At 45.4% G+C, this 22,577-nt stretch carries 16 protein-coding genes and 1 tRNA gene; 16 read left to right on the forward strand and 1 reads right to left on the reverse strand.

The window, feature by feature from the left end; genetic code table 11:
• Positions 1–774 precede the first annotated feature (774 nt).
• Entirely contained in the window at positions 775–3,411 is a 2,637-nt protein-coding gene (locus tag BP621_RS01555) for a DUF3656 domain-containing U32 family peptidase (RefSeq protein ID WP_292387591.1), read from the forward strand.
• 290 nt (positions 3,412–3,701) lie between these two features.
• Here BP621_RS01555 and BP621_RS01560 read toward each other — a convergent pair whose 3' ends face one another.
• A complete protein-coding gene (locus tag BP621_RS01560) occupies positions 3,702–4,067 on the reverse strand; it encodes a hypothetical protein (RefSeq protein ID WP_292387592.1) in 366 nt (121 codons plus the stop codon).
• A gap of 772 nt (positions 4,068–4,839) precedes the next feature.
• Here BP621_RS01560 and BP621_RS01565 point away from each other — a divergent pair.
• From BP621_RS01565 to rpsJ, 15 genes are all read left to right on the forward strand, one after another.
• Entirely contained in the window at positions 4,840–6,822 is a 1,983-nt protein-coding gene (locus tag BP621_RS01565) for a DUF460 domain-containing protein (protein ID WP_292387594.1), read from the forward strand.
• A gap of 221 nt (positions 6,823–7,043) precedes the next feature.
• Complete coding sequence (locus BP621_RS01570; RefSeq protein WP_292387595.1) at positions 7,044–7,805, forward strand: UPF0280 family protein; 762 nt, start codon at positions 7,044–7,046, stop codon at positions 7,803–7,805.
• A 493-nt stretch (positions 7,806–8,298) separates the two neighbouring features.
• Positions 8,299–8,375: transfer RNA gene (locus BP621_RS01575), tRNA-Lys, on the forward strand.
• A 90-nt stretch (positions 8,376–8,465) separates the two neighbouring features.
• Positions 8,466–8,702 carry a DNA-directed RNA polymerase subunit H gene (locus BP621_RS01580; protein ID WP_095643934.1) on the forward strand — a complete coding sequence of 79 codons (237 nt, stop codon included), beginning with the start codon at positions 8,466–8,468 and terminating at the stop codon, positions 8,700–8,702.
• Between the two features lie 210 nt (positions 8,703–8,912).
• Positions 8,913–10,508 carry a DNA-directed RNA polymerase subunit B'' gene (locus BP621_RS01585; protein WP_394339276.1) on the forward strand — a complete coding sequence of 532 codons (1,596 nt, stop codon included), beginning with the start codon at positions 8,913–8,915 and terminating at the stop codon, positions 10,506–10,508.
• Between the two features lie 14 nt (positions 10,509–10,522).
• Positions 10,523–12,337 (forward strand): DNA-directed RNA polymerase subunit B, encoded by a 1,815-nt coding sequence (gene rpoB / locus BP621_RS01590; RefSeq protein ID WP_292387599.1) that lies wholly within the window; start codon positions 10,523–10,525, stop codon positions 12,335–12,337.
• A 12-nt stretch (positions 12,338–12,349) separates the two neighbouring features.
• Positions 12,350–14,992, forward strand: a complete 2,643-nt coding sequence (locus tag BP621_RS01595; protein ID WP_292387600.1) for a DNA-directed RNA polymerase subunit A' — start codon at positions 12,350–12,352, stop codon at positions 14,990–14,992.
• 29 nt (positions 14,993–15,021) lie between these two features.
• A complete protein-coding gene (rpoA2, locus tag BP621_RS01600; RefSeq protein ID WP_394339277.1) occupies positions 15,022–16,233 on the forward strand; it encodes a DNA-directed RNA polymerase subunit A'' in 1,212 nt (403 codons plus the stop codon).
• 269 nt (positions 16,234–16,502) lie between these two features.
• Positions 16,503–16,799 carry a 50S ribosomal protein L30e gene (locus tag BP621_RS01605; RefSeq protein WP_292387603.1) on the forward strand — a complete coding sequence of 99 codons (297 nt, stop codon included), beginning with the start codon at positions 16,503–16,505 and terminating at the stop codon, positions 16,797–16,799.
• Positions 16,800–16,819: 20 nt separating this feature from the next.
• Complete coding sequence (locus BP621_RS01610; RefSeq protein WP_292387604.1) at positions 16,820–17,245, forward strand: NusA-like transcription termination signal-binding factor; 426 nt, start codon at positions 16,820–16,822, stop codon at positions 17,243–17,245.
• A 106-nt stretch (positions 17,246–17,351) separates the two neighbouring features.
• A complete protein-coding gene (locus tag BP621_RS01615) occupies positions 17,352–17,780 on the forward strand; it encodes a 30S ribosomal protein S12 (protein WP_048107406.1) in 429 nt (142 codons plus the stop codon).
• A complete protein-coding gene (locus BP621_RS01620; RefSeq protein WP_292387606.1) occupies positions 17,777–18,343 on the forward strand; it encodes a 30S ribosomal protein S7 in 567 nt (188 codons plus the stop codon). Before BP621_RS01615 ends, BP621_RS01620 begins: the two co-directional genes overlap by 4 nt.
• Positions 18,344–18,412: 69 nt before the next feature.
• Positions 18,413–20,605 (forward strand): elongation factor EF-2, encoded by a 2,193-nt coding sequence (locus tag BP621_RS01625; RefSeq protein WP_292387608.1) that lies wholly within the window; start codon positions 18,413–18,415, stop codon positions 20,603–20,605.
• Positions 20,606–20,949: 344 nt separating this feature from the next.
• Complete coding sequence (gene tuf, locus BP621_RS01630; protein ID WP_292387609.1) at positions 20,950–22,218, forward strand: translation elongation factor EF-1 subunit alpha; 1,269 nt, start codon at positions 20,950–20,952, stop codon at positions 22,216–22,218.
• Between the two features lie 36 nt (positions 22,219–22,254).
• Positions 22,255–22,563: a 30S ribosomal protein S10 gene (rpsJ, locus tag BP621_RS01635; protein ID WP_011021276.1), complete on the forward strand. Its 309-nt coding sequence runs from the start codon at positions 22,255–22,257 to the stop codon at positions 22,561–22,563.
• Positions 22,564–22,577 lie beyond the last annotated feature (14 nt).

Genomic DNA, 22,577 nt, shown 5'->3' on the forward strand with positions numbered 1-22,577 from the left:
TGTCTATGCCGAACTGGTAGCTGCATATAATCTGCGGGTTAATTTGTGCGCATTCCTGCAGCACTCATTCGTTTTACGAAGCTTCACCCCGTTTACTAAAGGGTAAAAGAGGATTCAAACGAACCAAGAATCCTATGCAATCATGCAACAAAGCAAGTGAAACCAGATTCAGATAGTTATCTGATCACAGCTAATTTTATGTAATACAAAAATATTTATGTGCATATATAGATTTGCACTCTTTTTTATTTTAACAGGTTATTTTACATGAGGTCTAAAAAGCATTTAAGTAGATAAAATAGCCTCATTTTAGGCAAAAATATATATTAATAGGCCTAAAGCTAAAAGCGTAAATAAAATGGGTCATCTTTAGCTGAAAACTCTGGAAAAACATTAGATTTGCCCACGGGCTATTAAATTTGCAAATAAACAGGAATAAGCCTGAGATTGAACAGCTTACCGATCCAAAATGAATAATATGTGCAACAATAGCAAATTTAAAGTTTTCAAGTTTACAATAAATTTTCTCTACAATAAACGATCAAGGCTTTGCAATAAAAGATCATAGTCTACAATAAAAGATCAAGGGTTTGCCCATCCATTTTTTATGCAAGAAGCACCTTTACGTCTTAAAATGAACTTATTCCTTTACTCGTCTTTATTCACCTTTACTCATTTACCTGCATGCTGCTAAGCTATTCATATAAATCATTTGCATAGCTCTCTCTTCATAATTACAAAACCTTCCAGCCGGAAAGAAAAAACTGATCAAAAATGTCTACTAAAAATTATACCTGTCCTCCTAATTATACTCGTACTCCTCCTGAAGTTCTGGCTCCCGTAGGCGACGAAGAAGCCCTGCTTGCTGCAATTCGAGGAGGAGCTGATGCAGTCTATCTCGGGGTTGGCGAATTCAATGCCCGCCAGGGTGCAAAGAATTTCACTCTCGATGACCTTGATGCCGCCGTGAAACTGGCTCACTCGCATGGGGTTCTTGTTTATCTGGCCCTCAATATCCCGATCAAGCAAAAAGAGCTGCAGCACGCGCTTGAGATAGTAGATAGTGCATATGCAGCCGGAATCGATGCAGTTATCTTCCAGGATCTGGGGCTTCTTAAGCTTTTAAAGGAAATCTATCCGGACCTTAAGCTTCACGCAAGCACCCAGACGACTATCCATAATAAAGAAGGAGTCGATTTTGTAGCAGGGCTGGGAGCAAAAAGAGTTATAGTTTCAAGGGAACTCACTGCGGCTGAGGTAAAGGACATAGTGGACCACTCAAACGCAGAAATTGAAGTTTTCGTCCATGGAGCTCTTTGCTACTCCTATTCGGGTAAATGTCTTTTCAGCAGTTTACTGCATGGCAGAAGCGCAAACAGGGGAGCCTGCGCCCAGCCCTGCCGACGACGGTACAGATTCGTGGTAAACGGCAGGGAAGTTGACGAAAGGCACATTGGAGGCAGTTATCCCATAAGCTGTGCCGAACTTTCCACACTTCCAGGGCTTGAGGAAATCATAAAAACCGGTGTTGTAAGCCTTAAAATTGAAGGACGGATGAAAAAGCCCGAGTACGTTACTGCAAGTGCCGCTGCCTATAAAGCTGCAGTCGAAGGAATTTGCGGCCCAGGAGATAATCCGACAAAAGATGAACTTGAAGCAAGGGAAGCCGAGCTTGCAAAACTCTTTTACAGAGGCTTTACAAGAGGCTTCATACTCGGAGAAAAAGGCGTATCCCATCCCAAATACAGTTCAAACTACGGGGCGTTCCTTGGAAAAGTCCTTGATATTTCCCGCTCAAAAGGGAACACGAAACTCATAGTTCGGCTGAATGAAGACATCCAGGTAAAAGACGGTATAAGTATTTTCACGCGGGAAAGAATGCTTGGCTCAGCAGTTACAGGCATAATCACGATCTCAGGCGAGCACATAAAAAGTGCAAAAAAAGGTGAAAAAGTAGGGCTTGAAATAAGCTCTAAGACCGGAAGAGCAGTCCAGAGAGGTGACGAACTCTACCTCACAACAGATACGCAGCTCCTCGACACCCTTCAAAAAACAAAACTGAAAACGCTTTCTGTAAGTCTGAAAGTAAGAGCCAGGAAAGGAGAGCGGTTTACGGTTGTGATTGGAGAGGAAAGTGAAAAGCTCAGAGATGCCGGGGAGAACAGAGATAAGGCTCTCGTTGTGGAATTCACTGATGATTACGTCGTCCAGGAGGCCGAGAAAGCCCCAACAACGGTCGAGCAGATAAGAAAAGCAATGGAAAGCCTTGGGGATACTTCTTTTGAGGCTGCCTCTGTCGAGATCGAAGCGGATGGAAATATTTTCATTCCTGTTGGCGTGTTGAAGAACGCAAGGAGAAAGGCAGCAGACCTCCTGCTGGAAAAAATCCTCAGTGGAGATAAGAAAGAGCAGAGGCACCCGGATCTTGCAGATTTCAATTACCTGTGCAACTCTGAAAGCCGCGGCAGTGGAGCGAATGATCAAGATCAGCAACCTCCAGCCGTAGGTGAGACCCTTAGTGAGATCCTTAGTGAGACCCTCAGTGGAACTCGGGGCAGAAATTCAGCTTCAAAGCGACTCCTTCTTAGTGTTGAAGTAAATGAAAGTTCTTCTCTCTTTGAGGCTGCCTTTGCCGGTGCAGATATTATCTATATTCCGGTTTCAAAGTTTGAAGAGCTGACCGCGCCTGAAAATTCGGAAAAGCTTGAGGATTTGAAAGCCGAAAGGGTCGAACTTGTTTTCCGAGTTCCCCTGATAAATCACGATTATGAACTGGATGAACTCAAGCCCCTGCTGGAAAAAGTAAAAGCTACGGGCTTTGGAATAGCCTGTTCCGAGTTCGGGTCCGTACAGCTTGCAAAAGAGCTTTTCATACCCTTTTCCGCAGGAAAAGAGTTCAATATTTTCAACGCTTTTACAGCCAGCACGCTCTATCAGGCAGGAGCGTACAGAGCAACTCTTTCAAGCGAACTGAACCTGAGCGAGATAAAAAATATCTGTGAGGCGCTTCAAACCTGCAAGGGCTCAGGACAGACCGAAATTTTTGTTTACGGCAGAGAAATTATGCTAATTACGGAAAATGACCTTTTAAAGCCCCTTATTGATAGAAGAATTGTAAGAACAGACAGCGAAGCGCTTCTCGTTGACCAGGAAGGTTCCGAGTTTCCAATAGAGCGTCTGGGGACCAGGACCTTGATTTATAACTCAAAAGTACTTGATATGTTGAAGTACGTCAAAAACCTGAAAGATTATGGTGTGGATGTGCTTCGTCTTGATCTTACATTCAATACCCAGGCTGAGATAAAAGAGATTATAAAGGCATACAAAGAAGCCCTTGCAGGAAAAGAAACCAGGCTGAAACCTGCAAGAGGGGTTGAGTATACGACAGGGCATTATTTTAAGGGAGTTTAAGGGGAATTCCTTAAATTAAACTGATCAGAAGGTATTTTCCAGCACAAATGCAGTTAGAAAATATATTAAGAAAAATTAATAAAAAAGTTACCTATCAAAATAAATTGCAAGGAACCCTGTTACTTTATATATAAAAACCCAAGAATTTTTGTATAAATATTTTAAAAATTAAAAGTTGCCTGCTTTCCAGGCAACTGCTTAAGTCCTAAAAAAACATAAGGGTCATAATCTGCAAACAGACCTCAAGTTTATGTTTTTTAATGCAATGTAAAATTTACCCTTGCTCACAATTATTTAGTCATTACTACTAATCCGACAATCTTCTGTCCAGAGTACCAAACCTTAACCTGGAAGTTGTCAGGGTTAGCAAATGCATTTTGTACAGAGGTTTCAATATTGCTGGCTGGGTTGGACAGATACCTCCAGTCATTATCTACATTGAGCCAAAGAGCTCTTGTGTTAGTGGAAGGATAGGCCTTCAGTTCAAGCCAGTACGCTGTTGCTACACCATTTGTCACAGCTGCTGTGGACACTGATTTTTCCACTACGGCTGGAGCTGTTGACTGCTGACTGCCTGAATCCAGAGCTACTCCCTGATCTTGAGAAGATGCAGCACTTAATACCGATGGGACCGCTGCCAGGATTAAACACATCATTAAACCTGCTATTATAAGCCGATTTTTTAACATCTTTTACACCTCTAACTATTTTTATATACTGTTGTATTTTTCACACCTATCGTGCTATCATTTTTAGTTTTTTCTCGAGAATCTGCACGTATCAAGAAAGAGATTCTTAAAATAAACCCCGAGAAATACGTAAAGTATTTTCAATACTTACCAACTCATATATTTATGGACCTTGTATATGATACTTTTGACATTATTTCCATATTTGTTCAACCAAGTGCCACGATCAAGTACACGGGAACTCATAAAAATTGGCATGATCAGATAGTTTAGTTCTTTAACTACTGCTTTTATAATTCAGCCGGTAAATTCTAAAATTGATGGACATTTTAGTCAGGTAAATACCATATAACGGAGACTCGTTCAAAAAAAGATATCATGAGGGGACTGTATTGGGACTGTATTACTATAATATAAATCAAGATAATTAAAAATGCATTGACAAGTCGAAAATGTCCTGAAAAGAAGTCAGGCAGTAAAGTGTACTGCGGCCAGTAAACTGAAGTTTTAAATGGACTACCCTGTGCAATAACGACTAAAATCATGGGTTCTTCGAACCTGTTCTATTTGGGCACCAGCTGGTTGTTCTATCTGGATTATGCATGTCTTTCCTAAAATGCCTGTTTATCCAGAATATGCCTGATAAATAACTCTAGAAACCATATCAATAAATAGCTTTAAATAATAAAAACGAGTGCAGTTAAATATATATTCCATAAAAAATAAAATATAGACGCTCATGCAAAAAAGGATTATCTATGGAATTGATATTGCTCGGGGCTCTCCCAGGGCAAGGGAACTTCCCAGATACGCACTTGCTATCCTTAAGGACGGGGAAGTTTTCCACCAAAGTATGCTCCGTCGCCAGAAAATCTTTAATATGATCCAGAGGGAAAGGCCGGAGATAATAGCTGTTGACAATATTTTCGAGCTTGCTGCTGACCGAAGCGAGCTCCTATATCTTATGGAAAAGTTGCCTGAGGGTATTAAACTTGTTCAGGTCACAGGTGGGCTGCATCCCGAACCGCTTGTCAGGCTTGCAAGGAAACACGGATTTTCTTTTGATCCCGAAAACCCAAATGATGAAGCTGAAGCATGTGCCCGCCTTGCAGATATGGGGATTGGTCATGAAGTTTCCCTTTTTGAAGATATTACAAAAATCAAAGTCAGTAGAGCCCGTTCACTGGGAAGAGGAGGCTGGAGCCAGAACCGATACCGCAGGAAGGTACACGGAGCTGTGCTGCAAAGGAGCAGGGAGATTGAGAATGTCCTGAAAGATCTTTCTCGGGAAAAAGGCATCAGGTTCGAAGCCGTAAACGTAAAAGGTTTCGGAGGCTATGTCAGATCTGAATTCACTGTATATGCAAAACGTGGAGAGATACCGATACATCCAATGGCAAGTAATGATGCTCAGGTAAGCGTAAGAAGTGTTGAACGCGATAAAATCCGATACGTTCCCCTTAAACCAAAGAACCCTAGACGTAAGTTTACAATCGTTGGAATTGATCCTGGAACAACCGTGGGAATTGCGATTCTTTCTCTTGACGGAGAGCTTCTTTACTTGAAAAGCTCCAGGGGAATGGCTCCTGACGAAGTGGTCAAACTTATTGCCGAATACGGAAAACCTGCGGTTATCGCCAGCGACGTAACTCCAATGCCGGGTGCGGTTGAAAAAATCCGAAGAAGCTTCAATGCTGTGCCTGCAAGTCCTGGAATCGAGGTTTCTGCCGAGGAAAAAATTGCGCTTGGAAAGACTTTTGGTTACTCGAACGACCACGAAAGGGATGCACTGACTGCGGCTCTTCTTACCTACAGGAGTTACAAAAACATCTTTTCCCGGATTGAAAAGAAAGCTCCGCAGAATGCAGATCTTGAGCTGATAAAGTTTCATGTAATCCGTGGAGCTTCTATAGAGGCAGCAATTGAAAAAGTCCAGGCGCCAGGTGAACCTGAAAAACCGAGGCAAAGAGAGCATCCAGAAAAGCCGGAGGACAGGCCAATTGATGAATCCCTCCTGAAAATGAGGGAGACTGTCCAGCGGCAGAGCGAGCAGATTCAGAACCTTCAGGAATATCTTGAGGAACTAAAGAAAGAACTGGTTGCAAAAGACCGGAAGATCTCAAAGCTTGAGTCAAGGCTGAACAACTTCAAAAGGGAAGCTTACAGCGAAATAAGAAAATCAAAAGAAATCAAAATTAGGGACGAAACCATTGAAAGCCTGAAAAAAGAGGTCAGCCATAAAAGCAAAACCGTAAAGGAGCTGCGGCGCAGAAGCAACAAGCTGCGTAAAATCCAGAAGATGGAGGTCCGCGGCGAAGGTACGGCTGTCAAAGTTATTGCTGCCTTTACTAAAGAGTCCATTGCCGAAACAAAGGAAAAATACGGGCTTAAGACAGGAGATGTAGTTTTCCTTGAAAATCCAAGTGGAGGCGGAACTGCAACTGCTCAGATTCTTGTAGAAGCCGGAATCCGTACCGTACTTATCCCTGAGGATATCTCGCATGCAGCCGAAGAAACCTTCTTCAAAGGAGATGTGCCGGTCTTAAAGAATATCCCGCTTGAAAGGGCTGAAGACTTTGCAATGGCCAAACCCGAAATCCTCAAAGCCGCAATCGAGTCCTGGGAAAAAGAAGCCGACGAAAAACGCCACAAAGCCAAACAGGACGAACTACAGAGCCTCTTTGACGAATATAAAAGTGAAAGACGCAGGGGCCTGGTTTAAGAAAACTATGTTTAAATTCTATGGCTTCTCCAGATTTTTCTTTTGCAGATCACAACACTATTTTATAAATCAGGTCACTTCAGCAAGGGTTACTGTTACTTGCCCCCTTAATCAGCCCTCTTGAGCGCAGCGAAAAGGGTACCGTGCTCCCGAAGTGGAATTCGGGAGACAGAACTCGGGAAGCATCTCCTATTTAAGCAATAAATCCTATCTGAATCAACATGCCAGATCCCATAAAAGAACCTGCTAAAGAACCTGCCAGTACTCCGATTAAAGAGCATTTCCAGCTCAAGGAAACCATAGTTACCATTGCAGCCGATGACCAGGCCCATATCAAAGCCGCAAAAGAAGCGATCCGTATCCACAGGGCAGCCCTTGAGACTTACATTCTCTCCGATCCTTATTTTCAGCTTACTCTCGAACCCTACGAATGCCCGGAAAATGCCCCAGAAGTTGTAAGGAGAATGGTAAAAGCTGCAAACACTATGGGTATAGGCCCAATGAGTGCGGTTGCAGGCACAATTTCTGCCCTTGCGGTGGAAGCTATGGTTGAAGCCGGGGCCAGATATGCCATTGTTGATAATGGGGGAGATATCGCACTCATCAATGACAGGCCTGTTGTGGTTGGGATCTATGCAGGACAGTCACCTATTAAAAACCTGGGTCTGGTATTCGAACCCAGAGACTCGATCACAGGCGTATGCACTTCAGCAGGGACAGTTGGTCCTTCAATCAGCTTCGGGATGGCGGATGCAGCTGCAATATTCTCGGATGACGTTTCCCTGGCGGATGCGGCTGCAACGGCTCTTGGAAATGAGGTAGGCATAGGAAAAGAATCTGTGGAGGCTTCTTTCAAAGCCGTAAAGGGAATTCCAGGAATAAAAGGGGCACTTGTAATCCAGGGAGAATACATTGGCATGTGGGGGCAGGTGCCAAGGATTACAAGGGCAGATGTCAGATATGAGTATATAACTAAAGCGTGATTATCCAGCATTATAGGATATAGGGGCGTTGGAGTTTAGGATATATTCTATATACATTCTAAATTTTTAAAAATGTTTAAATTCAGGAATTTGGATTTGAGTTTGATTAATTAGTACTTTATTTTTGGAGAGGGTGACTGCCGGGAAATCGGGACATTATTAAGAATCGGGGCAAAAGTCTCAAGTTACCCGGAAATATGAGATATAAATTGAATTCTTGGCCTTACTTTTAAAAAATTGAAAATTCTCGTACATATATTTTTCTGGCAAAATCGGGAAAAATTCAGTTAAAATCCGGCACGTAACAAATAATTTTAGCTCAAATATATAAAAATCCCGGAAGAAAAGACATTCTCACCATAAACTATTTATAGAATAGCTGGAATTAGAGGGTTGCACTGGTGTGAGAGGTGCTCCCTGAGGCAGCGGGGCAGCAGGGTAGCATGAAAAATCTCCAGGTGTAAAAAAGTAAAACGAAGGAATTAAAGCAACTGGGCCCGTAGCTCAGTCAGGCAGAGCGTCTGGCTTTTAACCAGACGGCCTAGGGTTCAAATCCCTACGGGCCCGCCATATTCTTAATTATACCCGGCGGAAAGGCCATCCACTGGAGAACTTAGGCCTGACAAATTTTTTGAATACTTTATTTTTGGAGGAAAGGATTTGACAAAATTCAGCCTGCTCGACCATGAGTCGGTCCCTAAACATGAAATCATGCCTGAAGGCGAGTTAAAGTCTGTTTTAAGCAAGTATTCCATTGAAAAGGAGCAACTTCCGAAAATCAAAGTGCAGGATCCTGTCAGTAAAGAAATAGGAGCTGTTGTCGGAGACGTAGTGAAAATCACAAGAAAAAGTCAAACTGCAGGGGAGGCAGAGTACTATAGACTTGTGATCGAGTAAGCGGAGGGGAGTAAACCGCTTGCAGGATCAAATTTTCTTCACGGAATTTCTTTTTGAATTCCATGCACCATCGTACGGCAAATTCAACAGTTGCGCATCGATCCAAGGATCAGAATCTCTTGATTTTCATTTTAATAAAGCAAAGAGGGTGCTATCATCGCGTTAGAAACAAGTATACTGTCGCAGGCTTATTTTACACGGGACAAGATAGTGCAGCATCATATAGACTCGTTTAACAAGTTTATAGATTACGGGCTGCAAAAAATCATAGATGAACAGAAAATAATAGAAACCGATATCGAGGATACCTACCTTAAACTTGGAAAGATCCGGGTAGAACATCCTGTGGTAAAGGAAGCCGACGGGGCAATCGAAAAACTTTATCCCAATGAGGCAAGGCTCAGGAATCTCTCATACTCAGGCCCTCTCTACCTCGAAATGAGCGTGGTAAAAGAAGGAGTTGAGTCCGAAGTAATGGAAGCAAAAATAGGACAGCTTCCTGTCATGGTCAAATCCAAGATCTGTAACCTTCCAGGGCTTAGCGAAACCGAAAAAGTCCGCTATGGAGAAGATCCCCTTGATCCCGGGGGATATTTCATTATCGGCGGTACTGAAAGGGTGGTTATGACCCTTGAGGACCTCGCTCCTAACAAAATTCTTGTAGAGTATGGGGAGAGGTACGGCGACACTATAGAGGTTGCAAAGGTTTTCTCACAGAAACGCGGATATAGGGCCCTCGTAATCGTGGAAAGAGGACGAAAATCCCTGCTTGAGGTTTCTTTCCCTTCGATTTCAGGCAGAGTATTCTTTATTACCCTGATGAGAGCTCTTGGGATTGTAACTGACGAAGACATTGTAAATGCAGTTTCAAGTGATCCCGAAATTATCAAGTTCATGCTGGAAAATCTCGAAGAAGCCGAAGTCGAAACCCAGGAAGAAGCAATCGAGAAAATCGGGGCCCGTGTCGCTGCAGGCCAGGCCAAGGAATACCAGATAAAAAGAGCAAACTATGTTATTGACAGGTACCTGTTCCCCCATCTTGGCAACGACATGAGAGACAGACTCTCCAAGGCTCACTTCCTGGCAAGAATGGCTGAGTCCTGTTTTGAGCTGGCCCTTGGCAAGCGTTCGGAAGATGATAAAGATCACTATGCAAACAAAAGGCTGAAATTAGCAGGAGACCTGATGGAAGACCTCTTCAGGGTATCTTTCAACAGGCTTGCAAGAGACATAAAATACCAGCTCGAACGCGCAAACATGAGAAACAGGGAGTTGAATGTCGCAACAATAGTCAGGGCCGATGTGTTGACTGACCGCCTGCAGCACCCTCTGGCAACTGGAAACTGGGTTGGAGGAAGAACAGGTGTGTCTCAGCTCCTTGACAGAAACGACTACATCTCCACGCTTTCCCACCTGCGCCGTGTAATTTCTCCCCTCTCCCGCGCCCAGCCTCACTTTGAGGCTCGAGACCTGCATGCAACCCAGTGGGGAAGGCTCTGCCCTTCGGAAACCCCTGAAGGCCCGAATTGTGGTCTGGTGAAAAACTTTGCCGAGATGGTTGAGCTTTCAACAGGTATAGAAGATACCGATGGGATAAAGAAAATCCTCCATGACCTGAACGTCGAGCGCGTGGTTGTAAAGGTACCGGAACTCCCGGTCAAAGTGAAAGAAACCTTATTCGATGAGTTCGGAGAAGAGATCGTTGAAGAATATGAAGAAACTCCGGAACCCGAAACCAAATACAAAGATGATGATTTTTACGATTATTCAGATATGGACGATGCCGGATCAACGTTCGGTGACTAAGGGGTCGATGCCAGATGACTAAAGCAAAAGTATTCATAAACGGGGAGCTTGTCGGGACCCATGATAACCCTACGGAGCTTGTAGGCGAGCTCCGAAAGATGAGGCGACAGGGATTCATATCCAGACAGGTCAATGTCGCTCTTAACAACAACACCAGAGAAGTAATTATAAACTCCGATATGGGCAGAGCAAGAAGGCCCCTTTTAGTTGTAGAGAACGGAGCTCTTAAGGTAACTCCAGAGCACGTAGAGAAAATTAAGAACAAAGAAATCAATTTTGATGACCTGGTAAAAGAAGGCTGTATAGAGTATCTAGATGCCGAAGAAGAGGAAAATGCCTACATCGCACTCTATGAGGCTGATATTGGTCCAAGGCATACTCACATGGAGATTGATCCTGAACTTATTCTCGGAATCTCTACGGGAATGGTGCCTTATCCTGAACATAATGCCTCTCCGCGTAACACCATGGGTGCAGCCATGATCAAGCAGTGTATCGGCGTTGCAACAGCAAACCAGAAGCTCAGACCTGATACCCGTGCCCACGTCCTTCACTACCCTCAGAGGGCAATGACCAGAACCAGGACCTCGGAAGCAATAGGTTTTGACGACAGGCCTGCAGGTCAGAACTTCGTGGTCGCAATCCTGTCCTATGAAGGGTATAACATTGAGGACGCTCTGATTTTCAATAAGGGCTCAATTGATAGAGGCCTTGGGAGAAGTCACTTCCTAAGGACTTTTGAAGGAGAAGAACGAAGGTATCCGGGTGGGCAGGAAGATAAGTTCGAGATTCCTGACTCTGAATTCCGTGGAGCACGCAGTGCAGACGCCTATGCGAACCTGGACACGGACGGGCTTGTAAATCCCGAAACCCCGGTTGGCCCCAATGACGTGCTTATCGGAAAAACCAGTCCACCAAGGTTCCTTGAAGAACCGTCGGACTTCGGGATTTCAGTTGAGCAGAGGAGAGAAAGCTCGATTACCATGCGGTCCAATGAAACCGGAATTGTTGATACGGTAATTCTGACCGAATCTATTAATGGAACCCGGCTTGCCAAGGTAAAGGTAAGAGACGAAAGAATCCCTGACATAGGAGACAAATTCGCCTCAAGGCACGGGCAAAAAGGAGTTATCGGCCTTAAAGTCCCGATTGCAGATATGCCGTTTACGGAATCCGGTCTGACTCCGGACCTGATGATTAACCCGCATGCAATTCCTTCCCGTATGACTGTAGGGCATGTCCTGGAAATGATTGGCGGGAAAGTAGGTTCTATGGAAGGCCGAAGAGTTAATGCAACAGCTTTCTCCGGAGAAAATGAAGAAGACCTCAGAGAAGCCCTGAAAAAGCACGGGTTTGCCCATACCGGAAAAGAAATTTTCTACGACGGAGCAACCGGCAAGATGATTCCTGCAGATGTCTTTGTTGGGGTTATCCTTTATCAGAAACTGCACCATATGGTTACTTCGAAAATGCATGCGCGTTCTCGTGGGCCTGTACAGGTGCTCACCCGCCAGCCAACCGAAGGCCGAGCCAGAGAAGGTGGTCTCAGATTCGGAGAAATGGAGCGTGATGTGCTGGTAGGGCACGGAGCAGCCATGTCATTAAAAGAGAGGTTGCTCGACGAGTCGGACAAAGTTGTAGAACTTGTCTGTTCTCACTGTGGAATGATTGCAACATATGACAAGCAGCGGAATGTCTCTTTCTGCTCAACCTGCGGGGCTGACACGGACATATATCCTGTGGAGATGAGCTATGCATTCAAGCTGTTACTGGACGAAATCAAATCCCTGGGAGTTGCGCCCAGGCTTAAACTTGAAGATGCGGTATGAGGTGAGGCAGATATGGCAAATGTACCTCCTATTCCGAAAAGAATTTCTTCTATTAAATTCGGCTTACTGTCTCCAAAAGAGATACGTAAAATGAGTTCAACCCCGATCATCACAGCCGACACTTACGATGATGACGGATTTCCAATTGATATGGGGCTTATGGACACGAGACTCGGGGTTATTGACCCCGGGCTTCGCTGCAAGACCTGTTCAGGACGAGCAGGCGAGTGCCCTGGACACTTCGGGCACATTGAACTTGTCGCCCCTGTAGTCCACGTTGGTTTCAACAAAGTAATCCGAAAACTCCTAAGGGCAACCTGCAGGAAATGCAGCAGAATCCTGCTTGAACCTGCACAGAAACAGCATTATCTGGACCAGCTTATAGGCATTGAGGAAATCGGACATATGCCCGATGATATGATTAATGAGGCTTATAAGGAGGCCAGCAAAGTAAAGGTCTGCCCCTACTGCAATGAGGAACAGCTCGATATCAAATTCGAAAAACCCACTGAGTATCTCGAAAACGGGGAAAAATTAACCCCTACAGAGATAAGGGACCGCTTCGAGAATATTCCTGATGAGGACATAAAAGTTGTCGGGATGGATCCCAAGAACGCAAGGCCGGAATGGATGATCCTTACGGTCCTGCCCGTACCTCCTGTTACAGTTCGTCCCTCAATTACCCTTGAATCCGGGCAGCGCAGTGAAGACGACCTGACTCACAAGCTCGTGGATATTATCAGGATTAACCAGCGTTTCCAGGAAAACCGGGAAGCTGGTGCTCCTCAACTCATTATTGAGGACCTCTGGGAACTCCTTCAGTATCACGTTACAACATTCTTTGACAATTCCGTCTCAGGAATACCACCTGCAAGGCACAGGTCAGGCAGACCATTAAAGACTCTCTCTCAGCGTTTGAAGGGCAAAGAAGGGCGTTTTAGAGGAAGCCTGTCCGGTAAGCGTGTTAACTTCTCAGCCCGTACGGTAATCTCGCCGGACCCAAACCTGAGCATTAATGAGGTAGGGGTTCCGATGCCCATTGCCCGGATCCTGACAATGCCGTGCGTGGTAACGCCAAGGAATATAGAGCAGCTCAAGATTTACGTCCGCAATGGCGAGGATGTCCATCCCGGAGCAAATTACGTACTGCGTCAAGACGGCAGGCGTATAAAAGTTACCAATGTAAACAAAGACGACCTTGCCGAAAAGCTGGAGTTCGGATGGACAGTTGAACGCCAGTTAAAAGATGGAGACATTGTACTCTTTAACAGGCAGCCGTCTCTACACAAAATGAGTATTATGGCTCATTCTGTGAAGGTACTTCCGAATAAAACCTTCAGGCTGAATCCTGCTGTATGCCCTCCATATAACGCTGACTTTGATGGGGACGAGATGAACATGCACGCCCTTCAGACCGAAGAGTCCAGGGCTGAGGCAAAGATCCTCATGCAGGTTCAGGAAAACATTCTTTCCCCGCGTTTTGGAGGTCCTATTATAGGCGGGATCCACGACCATATTTCAGGGCTTTTCCTGCTGACACGTTTTGAAAATCATATCTTAGCCAATGACGCGTACGATATGCTCCGGAAAAGCGATATCAAAGAGTTGCCTTCCCCTGCAGGGTACGATCCCGATGGAAAGCCTTACTGGACAGGAAAACAGATTTTCAGCCAGATCTTGCCCAAAAACCTGAATACACAGTTTTCAGCCCAGGTCTGCTCACACTGTGATACCTGCAAGAAAGAGGAGTGTCCTAATGATGCCTATGTGGTAATTCGGGATGGAGAACTCATTAAAGGTACGATAGATGAGGCGGCTATCGGAGCATTCAAAGGAAAAGTTCAGGACCGTATTATCAAGGAAATAGGCCCTGAAGCCGGAGCTCGCTTTATAGACAATATGACCATGCTTGCAGTTAGGGCTATCATGCGAACAGGTCTGAGTTTCGGAATAGCTGATGAAGATATTCCGAAAGAAGCCAGAATCCAGATCAATGAAGTCCTCGGCAAAGCTGAAGATGCTGTGCAGAACCTCATCAAGTCTTATCAGAATAAAGAGCTTGAACCTCTTCCTGGAAGAACCCTTGATGAAACAATCGAAATGAGCATCATGCAAAAGCTCGGAAAGGCCAGAGACGAGACCGGTAACATAGCAGACAGCCACATGGGGCTTGAAAACCCGGCAGTTATCATGGCCCGCTCAGGGGCCAGAGGTTCCATCCTGAACCTTACCCAGATGGCAGCCTGTGTTGGTCAGCAGGCCGTTCGTGGTGAACGTATCCGCAGAGGATATGGAGGTAGGACACTGCCCCATTTCCAGAAGGGAGACCTTGGTTCGGACGCCCACGGGTTCGTGAAGGCAAGCTACAAGAGCGGGCTTAACCCGACTGAATATTTCTTCCACGCAATCGGTGGTAGGGAAGGGCTTGTGGATACTGCAGTCAGGACATCGCAGTCAGGGTACCTGCAGAGGAGACTTGTCAATGCTCTCCAGGATTTGGAGGTCCAGTATGACCTTACAGTCAGGGATACCAGAGGGGTGCTCGTGCAGTTCAAGTATGGAGAAGATGGAATTAACCCCACGAAGAGTGATTTCAGTAAACCCGATACAATCCACAGGATTGTCCGTTCCGTAGCAAGCCGGGAGGTGGCCTGATGAGTATCAGTGAAACTACAATCGATAGTATGATAAAAGACCTGCCTCTCCCTTCTAATATCCTTAATACTCTCAGGGAGGATGTCATCAAGGCCGGAGTAAGTAAGAAGGAAATGGAAGAAATTCTAGAAAAGGTAATGGAAGAGTATCATACATCGTGCATTGAGCCCTGTGATGCTGCAGGTGTGGTTGCAGCTCAGTCTATAGGGGAACCGGGTACTCAGATGACAATGCGTACCTTCCACTACGCTGGTGTGGCTGAGATTAACGTTACGCTCGGTCTGCCCCGTCTTATTGAAATTGTGGATGCTCGAAAAATTCCGAGCACCCCTATGATGACGATTGCCCTTTCTAAAGAGAATCCTGAAGATTATGCTTACGACAGGGAAAAGACAAGAGCCCTTGCCTGGGAGATTGAAGCAACAAAAATCGACCATATTGCTGATGTGACCACTGATCTTTCCCAGATGAAGTTGATAATTGACCTTCATGAGAAGGCGATGGAAGGCAGGAATATTACTATAGATCAGGTAAAAGAAAAGTTCAACGAAGAATTGAACGTTCTGGTCACTATTTCCCCGGATATAGATAACCAGATTATTATTGCGCCGGGAGAGCCTTCTTACAGGGAGCTGCTCCAGCTTGCAAAAAGCATCCATAATGTCACCTTGAAGGGGATAGAAGGGATCAAGCGTGTGGTGGTCCGCAAGGAAGGGGAAGAATATACCCTCTATACTGAAGGTTCGGCCCTGCGTGAAGTGCTTCAGTTCGAAGGCGTGGACAAGACAAGGACAAGCACAAATAATATTAACGAAATTTATGAAGTGCTTGGAATCGAAGCAGCAAGAAATGCGATTATTAAGGAAGCGACAGACACCCTTCGTGAGCAGGGGCTTACTGTGGACATCCGGCATATTATGCTTGTGGCCGATCTCATGACCTGTGACGGGGAAGTAAAACAGATCGGAAGGCACGGAATTTCAGGTGAAAAGGCAAGTGTCTTTGCCCGTGCTGCTTTCGAAGTTACGGTAAATCACCTGCTGGATGCAGGGATGCGCGGGGATGTGGATCAGCTTCAGGGTGTCACGGAAAATATTATCGTCGGCCAGCCTATCCGTATGGGTACCGGAGACGTGCACCTTATAACCAGAAGAAGAGAGGAAATTGAAGAAGCATTAGAAGAAGCATCAATAGAAGCGGCAGAAGCAGCAGAAGCACCAATAGAAGCAGCAGAAGAGTGAAGGTTTCTGGGTAAAAGCTCAGTGCAAAAACCTGAAACTCAACCTATAATTATTTAAATGCGTAGCCTGATAGAAGACCAGTTCAGATCAGGTATACGTTACCTTTACGAAACTCGAAAAATCCTGATGCAGAAACTCGAGTCTGCGAGGCTCATAACCAGAAAATAAATATAAGGCATCAGGTATTTAGAGTACCATATATTCACCGAGCTTGGAAAATCTTTATTAGGAAAGAGACAGAGTAGACGAGCTCATTTGAGACAGAGTTGATGAAAATGAAGATCAATGTTGATAAATCTCTTATCAAGGCTGTGAAAACAGGAAAAGTAATAGTTGGAGCCAACCGGACCGTGGATGCAGCTGCAGACGGCTCTGCAAAAATGGTGGTCCTGGCATCAAACTGCCCCGAAGAAATTAAAAAGAAAGTTCAGGCAACAAATGTCCCTGTCCTGGAATTCGAAGGCACAAGTGTAGAACTCGGGCCCGTATGCGGTAAGCCATTTACGATTGCAGCCATGGCAATTCTCGATGTAGGAGAATCCGATATCCTGGCAGCTACAGTTTAATAGAAGGAGTTGGCAACGTCTTGGGTGAAATAAGACTTACTGCAGAAAGCATCCAGTACATTGCGTTATTTGAAAATGTGACACGAGCTAAAATCCTCGACTGTATCCCTGAAGAGGAAAGGCTCGTATATGTCGTAAAACAGGGTGATATGGGACTTGCTATAGGCAGAAATGGGGAGAATATAAACCGTGTTAAAAAGGCTCTGGACAAATCCATAGAACTTGTGGAATATTCAGATGAACCTGTCACCTTCCTGAAGAACGCCTTCGGACCTGTGTCCGTGAGTTCGGTAAACATTATAAACAAAAATGGCAAGCGATTAGCTTATGTAGAGGTACCCAATAAAGAGAAGGGGCTTGCCATAGGCCGCAATGGGAAAAATATAGAAAAAGTAAAGATGCTTGCCCGTCGCCATCATAATATAGAAGATGTGATCCTGCAGTAATCTAACTTAATTTACATTGATCCATTAATCCGGCGTTGAAGGACAATCTGGCATCCAGTATGCCTCTAGAAAACTGAGATCAATTTTTAACTTGGAGAAATTAACAATGGCTAAAGGAAAATATGCAGCTAATATTCTCACACAGAACAGGAAAAATGCCCGCTGGAAAGATTCATACTACGGCAGGCGAGTTCTTGGGCTGAACGTGAAAGCCGATCCACTGGGCGGTGCACCGCAGGGTCGGGGTATTGTGTTAGAAAAGGTAGGAGTTGAAGCAAAGCAGCCAAACTCAGCTATCCGCAAATGCGTAAGAATCCAGCTCATCAAAAACGGGCGTCAGGTAACTGCTTTTTGTCCAGGGGACGGCGCAGTGAATTTCATCGATGAACACGATGAAGTGACCGTGGAAAGGATTGGAGGTCGCATGGGTGGTGCTATGGGTGATATTCCGGGCGTACGCTTCAAAGTAATTGCCGTAAACAACGTGTCCCTGAACCAGCTGGTCATCGGCAGATTGGAAAAACCCAGGAGATGATTTTCTTGAAAATATTCGGCAAATGGGACCCGACTGAAGTTGAAGTCCGAGACCAAGGAATTAAGCGCTATGTTAGTCTTACTCCTGTTATTGTTCCCCACAGCAGCGGAAAGCATGCCAGGCAGCAGTTTAACAAATCCGAAATATCTATTGTAGAACGTCTGGCAAATAACCTGATGAGAACCGAGGTAAACACAGGAAAGAAGCAGAAGACTCTCAGCGCCGTTGAAGAAGCTTTCGAAATCGTGAGCAAGAAAACCAAGCAGAACCCTATCCAGGTGCTTGTGGATGCTATTGCCAATGCAGGCCCAAGGGAAGAAGTAGTAAGGCTGAAGTACGGCGGAATTTCCGTGCCAAAAGCAGTAGACACCTCACCCCAGAGGCGTGTGGATACAGCTTTGCGCTACATCAGCATGGGAACAAACAATGCAGCCTTCAAATCCAAGCGCTCAGTTGCGGAATGTCTGGCAACCGAATTAATAGGTGCTTCAAACCGTGATACAAAATCCTTCGCTATCAATAGGAAGGACGCAAAGGAAAGAGTTGCAAAGGCAGCACGTTAATCGCTTATGCGGGTTGCCTGATATTATAAGTCATTAAAACTAGATTACATTTGTTTAAAAGGTATTAGCATGGGACGAAGGAAGAAGATGGTCGAGCGCGTAACGACGCTCATGAATGAACCGACAAAGATCAGAAACATCGGGATTGTTGCGCACATTGACCACGGAAAGACTACATTATCGGACAACCTGTTAGCCGGCGCCGGCATGATTTCTAAGGAACTTGCAGGCAGACAGTTATTCATGGATTCCGACGAAGAGGAACAGGCAAGAGGTATCACTATTGATGCTTCTAACGTTTCTATGGTTCACACTTTTGATAATGAAGACTACCTGATCAACTTGATCGATACTCCCGGACACGTTGACTTCGGTGGGGACGTCACTCGTGCCATGAGGGCTGTGGACGGGGCTGTTGTTGTCGTGGATGCAGTCGAAGGTACAATGCCCCAGACCGAGACCGTGCTGAGGCAGGCACTCAGGGAACATGTTAGACCCGTACTTTTCGTTAACAAGGTCGACAGGCTGATCAATGAACTACAGGTTGATTCTCAGGAAATGCAGGTTCGTCTCGGAAAAGTCATTGATCACGTGAACAAGCTCATCAAGAACATGAACCCTGAAAAATACAAGGAAGGCTGGAGAGTCGATGCTGCAGCCGGAACTGTTGCTTTTGGGTCAGCTCTTTACAATTGGGCAATCAGTGTGCCCATGATGAAGAAAACCGGGGTCTCTTTTAAGGATGTATATGATTACTGTAAAGTCGGAGACATGAAGTCCCTGGCACAAAAGTGCCCGCTGCACGAAGCTGTTCTTGATATGGTTATTCACTTCCTGCCAAATCCTCTTGAAGCCCAGAAGGACAGGGTAAAGGTAATCTGGCATGGGGACGAGGACTCAGAAATCGGAAAGTCAATGACCCATGCAAATGCAGACGGAGATCTTGCGTTCATGGTAACTGACATTTCAGTTGACCCTCACGCAGGTGAAGTTGCAACAGGAAGATTATTCAGCGGTTCTTTTAGCCGTGGTATGGAGGTCTTTACCTCAGGAACTGCAAAGAAGAGCAGAGTCCAGCAGGTCAGTATCTTCATGGGTCCAGAAAGGCTTGAAGTAGACAAAATTCCTGCAGGAAACATTGCCGCAGTTACTGGTCTGAAAGATGCAATAGTAGGATCTACAGTAACAACCCTTGAGGGTATGGCATCTTTCGAAAGCATAAGGCATGTAAGCGAACCTGTGGTGACTGTAGCTGTTGAAGCAAAGCACACAAAAGATCTGCCTAAACTAATTGAGGTACTCAGACAGGTTGCAAAGGAAGACCCGACTCTTCAGATTACTCTTGACGAGGAAACCGGGGAACACCTTATGGCAGGAATGGGAGAACTTCACCTTGAGGTTATTGCCCACAGGATCGAAAGGGATAAGAATGTGGAAATCACCACAAGCAAGCCAATTGTCGTTTACAGGGAAACCATTAAGAAAAGGATTGAGCCTGTGGAAGGAAAATCCCCGAACAGGCACAACAGGTTCTACATCTTTGTGGAGCCCCTTGACACCGAGATTGTCAGCCAGATCAAGTCCGGCGATATCAGCATGAATCTGCCTGAACTTGAACGCAGACAGAAGCTCATGGATCTCGGAATGGACAAAGAAGAAGCAAAAGGCATTGTTGGGATCTTCAATTCCAATATCTTCATTGATATGACCAAAGGTATCCAGTACCTGAATGAGACAATGGAACTCATACTTGATGGGTTTGAGGAAGTTATGCGTGCAGGCCCACTAACAAGGGAACCCGTGGCAAATGTGAAATGCGTGCTTGTAGATGCCAAGCTTCACGAAGACGCGATTCACAGAGGTCCTGCCCAGGTTATTCCTGCTTCAAGGCAGGCCATTCAGGCAGGCATGCTTATGGCAGATGACACCCTGCTCGAGCCTTATCAGAAGGTTTTTGTTCAGGTGCCCCAGCTTTTGATGGGTGGTGCAACAAAGGAACTGCAGGGACGCCGTGGAATTATTCTTAATATGAGTACGGAAGGAGACCTGGCAATTATCGAGGCCAGAGTACCTGTAGCTGAGATGTTCGGATTTGCTGGTGAGATCAGGTCTGCAACTGAAGGACGTGCTATGTGGAGCACCGAATTCGGAGGCTTTGACATTGTGCCAACCAGCATCCAGAACGAAATTGTGGGCCAGATTAGAGAAAGGAAGGGCCTGAAGAAAGAACTGCCCAAAGCTTCGGACTTCCTTTCAATGTAAGCGGAATCTTCCGCTTTTTCCTTAATATTACTATGGATATACCTATCCTCAGACAGGATAGATAAGAGCACCCGGACCGATCTGGAAGGGAAGAGTATCCCTATCGGTTCGGCCAATCGGAAAGCTTTAAAATAAGGTATACCTATATTGGGGAAAGCAGTCCAGACCACTGGAAATTTATAGAGTGGCGGTTCAAGAAAGAGTCCGAAAAGGGAAAACTGACAATATTGATAGAGCAAAAGATGTAGAAGTGAGTGAATCAATATTGAGATCCGCCCCTAATCTTAATATAGTAAATATTTGATATACGGATGAAACTCATCGAATTACAGGAGAATTAGAATATGGCATCAGATAAACCACACCTGAATTTAGCAGTGATTGGTCACATTGACCACGGAAAATCTACATTCGTAGGACGCTTAATGTTCGATGCAGGAGCTGTAGCTCCACATATCATCGAGAAGTTTAGAGAAGAAGCAAAGCAGAAGGGTAAGGAATCTTTCGCCTTCGCATGGGTTATGGACTCTCTTAAGGAAGAGCGTGAAAGAGGTATTACAATTGACATCGCTCACAAGAGATTCGATACAGACAAATTCTACTTTACAGTTGTAGATTGCCCAGGCCACCGTGACTTTGTAAAGAACATGATCACAGGTGCTTCCCAGGCTGACGCTGCTGTCCTCGTTGTCGCAGCTCCTGATGGTGTCATGGCCCAGACCAAGGAACACATCTTCCTTTCCAGAACTCTTGGTATTAACCAGCTGATTGTCGCAATCAACAAGATGGATGCAGTAGAATACAGCGAAGCCAGGTACAAGGAAGTCGTGGAACAGGTATCCGGTATTCTTAAAATGATCGGGTACAAGCCAAGCGAAATCCCCTTCATTCCAACCTCTGCATTCTACGGTGACAATATCGTCAAACTCAGTGACAAGACACCCTGGTACAAGGGTCCATCCATTATGGACTCTCTCAACAGCCTCAAGGAACCATCAAAACCATCCAATCTTCCGCTCAGGGTCCCTGTGGAAGACGCATATACAATTTCCGGTATCGGAACTGTACCCGTAGGCAGAGTTGAAACAGGTATTATGAAGAAGGGAGACAAGGTCGTCTTCATGCCAGGCGGAGCAACAGGTGAAGTTAAATCCATTGAGATGCACCATGAAGAAATTCCACAGGCTCTTCCAGGAGACAACATCGGCTGGAACGTTCGTGGTATCGGCAAGGCCGATGTCCGCAGAGGCGACGTTTGTGGTCATGTTGACAACCCACCAAAAGTAGCTGATACGTTTGTAGGACAGATTGTTGTTCTGCAGCACCCCTCCGCAATCACTGCCGGATACACCCCTGTTTTCCACGCCCACACCTCCCAGATTGCATGCCAGCTGATTGAGCTTAACAAGAAGCTGGACCCGAAGACTGGGCAGGTAAAGGAAGAAAACCCAACCTTCCTTAAGGCCGGAGACGCAGCAATCGTTACCATCAAACCGACAAAACCGATGGTTATCGAACCAGTAAAAGAAATTCCACAGCTCGGCAGGTTCGCTATCCGTGATATGGGTATGACCATCGCCGCCGGCATGTGCATGAGTGTTAAGCAGAAATAACACTCTCCTTTTTCATTTTTCAAGGAGAAAAAAGGTATGCAGAAAGCTAGAATAAGATTGTCAGGCATCAGTCCCAAAGATCTGGACGGAGTCTGCAATCAGGTAAAATCCATTGCGGAAAGAACAGGAGTTAACATTTCAGGACCTGTTCCGCTTCCCACAAAGAAGCTTGTAGTTCCCACAAGAAAAAGTCCGAGCGGAGATGGAACTGCAACCTGGGACCACTGGGAGATGCGTGTACACAAGCGTCTCATTGATATTGCAGCCGATGAAAGAGCACTTAGACAGCTCATGAGAATTCAGGTTCCCAAAGATATCAATATCGAGATCGTACTGGAAGGATAATCGAGAAAAGAGAC

It is taken from the genome of Methanosarcina sp. UBA5, from assembly GCF_002505485.1.
Lineage (GTDB): Archaea > Halobacteriota > Methanosarcinia > Methanosarcinales > Methanosarcinaceae > Methanosarcina.